We start from the raw sequence: 3,217 nt of genomic DNA, 5'->3' as shown, positions 1-3,217 counted from the left end.
GTCGCGCTCGGGTCCGGTGTCGCGCTCCGGTCCGGCGTTGCGCTCCGGTCCGGCGTTGCGCTCTGGCTCGGTGCCGCGCTCGGGTCCGGTGTCGCGTTCTGGCTCGGCGTCGCGCTCTGGTCCGGTGTCACGCCCTGACTCGGCTCAGCACTCCGGCTCGGTGCCGCACTCTGGCTCGGCGCCGCACTCTGGCTCGGCGACGCGCCCCGGCCCGGTGGCGTACCCCGGTCCGGCGTCGCCGCGTTCGCGTGCTGTGCCGCGTTCGCGTCCCGCGCCTGCGCCGCCTTCCGTGCCCGAGCGGAGGCCCGGGCCTGCGTCGCCTCCCGCGCTTCCGACGACGTCGGGTGCACCCGGGTCACCGAGGCCCGGGCCATGACCGTGTGGGCCAGTTCGGCCGCCTGTTCCACCAGCGCGGGGCCGTCCCAGCCGGTCGGCCGGCCGCGCCACATCCGCAGCCGCCCGCCGACGAACACCGCCGTGATCTGGTCCCGGTTGCCGCGCCGTACCAGCTCCCAGGGCAGGTCCCACGACAGCCGCAGCTCCGGAGTGGACACGTCCACGAGCAGGAAGTCGGCGGCCGCGCCTTCCGTGACCGTGCCCGTGCGCGCCCCGAGGCCGACCGCATCGGCGCCGCCCCGGGCGGCGTGGTCCAGCCAGGTCCAGCCGGCGCCGCAGGACGAGTCGCCGGAGGCCAGCCCGAACGCCAGACGCTGCGCGAACTCCGCGGCCTCGGCCAGCCGGAACGCGTCGCCGCGCGTGCCGTCCGTGCCCAGGCCGAACCGGATGCCGCGCTCCGCCATCGCCCCCGCCGGGGCCACGGCGTTGCCCTTCCAGGCACTGGCCACCGGGTTGTAGCTCACGGCCGCCCCGCTGTCGGCGAGCAGCGTGAGCTCCCGGGGCGTCAGCAGCGTCGCGTGCGCGGCCAGCAACTGCGGGCCCAGAGCGCCCACTTCGTGCAGATACTCCAGGGGGCGCAGACCGTGCCGGACGAGGGACCGTTCCACGCCCGCGAGATGCTCGTTGACATGGATCTGGACCACGGCCCCCGCGTCGGCCGCCAGACGGGCCGTGTCGCGCAGGGTGCGGGCGGTCGCCGCCTCGGGGACGGAGACCGCGAGGGACGGCCGGACCAGTGGGTCGTCCGCGTACCGCGCGAGGTGCTTCTCGGCACGCGCGAGCGTGCCGCCGGAGCCCTCGGGCTCCTCGCCGTCCGCGTCGTTGCAGACCAGACCGAGTACGCAGCGGATGCCGGCGTCACGCGCCGCCGATGCCACGCATTCGACGTCCACGGCGGCGCGCGTGCCCGCGTCCGCGACGGTCGTGAAACCGCCGCGCAGCGCTTCGAGTGCCGCCAGCTTCGCCGCCACGTACGCGGACTCCTCGTCCAGCGCGTTCTCCAGCGGCACCCACACCCGGCGGAAGATCTCCGACGGCTCGCCGAAGGCCAGCGCCGAGCCGAAGCTCTGCGTCAGATGGTGATGGGCGTCGACGAAGCCCGGCATCAGGACGTGCCCCGGCAGCCGGACGGGCGTCAGATGCGGATGGGTACGGTGCAGCTCCGCGGCAGGGCCCACCGCGCGGAAGGAGCCGTCGGCCACGACGACCGCGTGCCGGCCGGTCGCCGCCGCCGGGCCGCCGGGCGTGAACACCGCGTCGGGCACGAGGAGGAGCGGGCCGGCCGTGTCGAGGAGGTCGGGGGAGAGGTCGTTCATCGGTCACTTTCCGGTGCGTTCGGCGCGTCGGCCGAGCGGGCGCGCTTCGGGCGCGGACCCACGTGGTGGAACAGGATGTTGAGCGCCGCGGCCACGAACGCGCCCACGGCGACGCCGCTTTCGAGCAGGATCCGCAGGTTCGGCGGAAAGCCCCCGTACACGCCCGGGATCAGGATGGGCAGCAGCCCCAGGGCGATCGCCACCGCGCAGATGAACGTGTTGGTGTGCCGGTCGAGCCCCGCACGCCCCAGCATCTGCACGCCGAGGACCGTGATGACGGCGAACACGACCATGGCCGTGCCGCCGACGACCGCCGAAGGCACCACGCTGATCGCGCGGGTGACGGGCGCCAGGAAGCCGATGGCGACGAGGACGACGCCGGCGGCGGCCGTGACGTACCGGCTGCGGACGCCGGTGACCCGGACAATGCCGATGTTCTCGCCGCTCGTCACCATCAGCGGCAGCCCGAAGAAACCGCCGAACAGGGACGTGGCGGCGTCGCCGCGTATCGTCCTCGGGACGTCCCGGCGCTTGTCGACCGGCTTGCCGACCGCCTCCGCGTTGATGACGGTCTGCCCGGTGGCCTCCGCCATCGAGGCGAGGCTGTACAGCATGAGCGGCAGCGCGGCGATCAGGTTGAACTCGGGTGTCCCGAACGGCAGCGGCTGCGGGACACTGATCAGTCCGCCGTCGGCGGCCGGACCGAAGTCGGCCGCGCCGAGCAGGAAGGCGAGGACGGTACCGGCGATCAGGCCCAGCATGACGGCGAGTTGCCGCAGGACGCCGGTGAACAGCCGGTAGAACGCGACGGTGAAGCCGATCGTCGCCATGCCCAGCATCAGGTTCGTGGGGTCCCCGAAGCCGGGGGTGCCGGGGCGGCCGGTGACGAGGACCGCGCCGACCTTCACCAGGTTGACCCCGACGATGACGATCATCGTGCCGATGACCAGGGCGGGGAAGAACGCGAGCAGCCGGGAGAAGACCGGCAGCACGACGAAGTAGAAGGCGGCGGTGAGGATCACCGCGCCGGTGGCCGTGCGCAGCCCGTGCTGCTCGGCGATGGCCAGGAACAGGATGAGCGGTGCGCCACCCGGCAGCATCACGAACGGCAGCTTGGGCCCGAACCTCCAGGGCCCGAGCGACTGGATCAGGGAACCGACCCCGGAGAGCACGAAGGCGGCCGAGAGCAGATCGACCGTCAGGCGGGGGCCGAGACCGAGCGTCGCGCTCATCAGGAAGACGGCCGAGATGGGGGTCGCGGCCATGACGAGGACGTGCTGGAGACCGAAGAGCAGGATCCGGCCGAGCGGCCGGGACTCGTCCACGGGATGAGGCGCCGTCGCGGAGCCGGTGGACGCGTGGGAGCCCGTGGTGCCTGTGGAGTCCGGGGCACCCGTGGCCTCGGTGGCCTCGGTGGCCTCGGTGGCCTCGGTGGCCTCGGTGGCCTTGGTGGGCTCGGTGGCCTTGGTGGGCTCGGTGGCCTTGGTGGGCTCGGTGGCCTTGGT

1 protein-coding gene and 1 pseudogene are annotated in these 3,217 nt (G+C 73.7%); both read right to left on the bottom strand.

Features of this window, described 5'->3' with window-relative positions; all coding sequences use genetic code 11:
- Nucleotides 1-305 precede the first annotated feature (305 nt).
- Nucleotides 306-1,712 (bottom strand): annotated as a pseudogene (locus HTZ82_RS08935) (amidohydrolase family protein); the annotation flags it as partial.
- The gene (locus HTZ82_RS08930; protein ID WP_175408769.1) at nt 1,709-3,037 is read right to left on the bottom strand and encodes a uracil-xanthine permease family protein; all 1,329 of its coding nucleotides are present in this window, start codon (nt 3,035-3,037) and stop codon (nt 1,709-1,711) included. The gene HTZ82_RS08930 and the pseudogene HTZ82_RS08935, both read right to left, overlap by 4 nt.
- Nucleotides 3,038-3,217: the final 180 nt, after the last annotated feature.

The organism is Streptomyces sp. TRM64462 (assembly GCF_013362995.1).
Taxonomy (GTDB): domain Bacteria; phylum Actinomycetota; class Actinomycetes; order Streptomycetales; family Streptomycetaceae; genus Streptomyces.
This window is presented reverse-complemented; position numbering and strand designations above follow the sequence as displayed.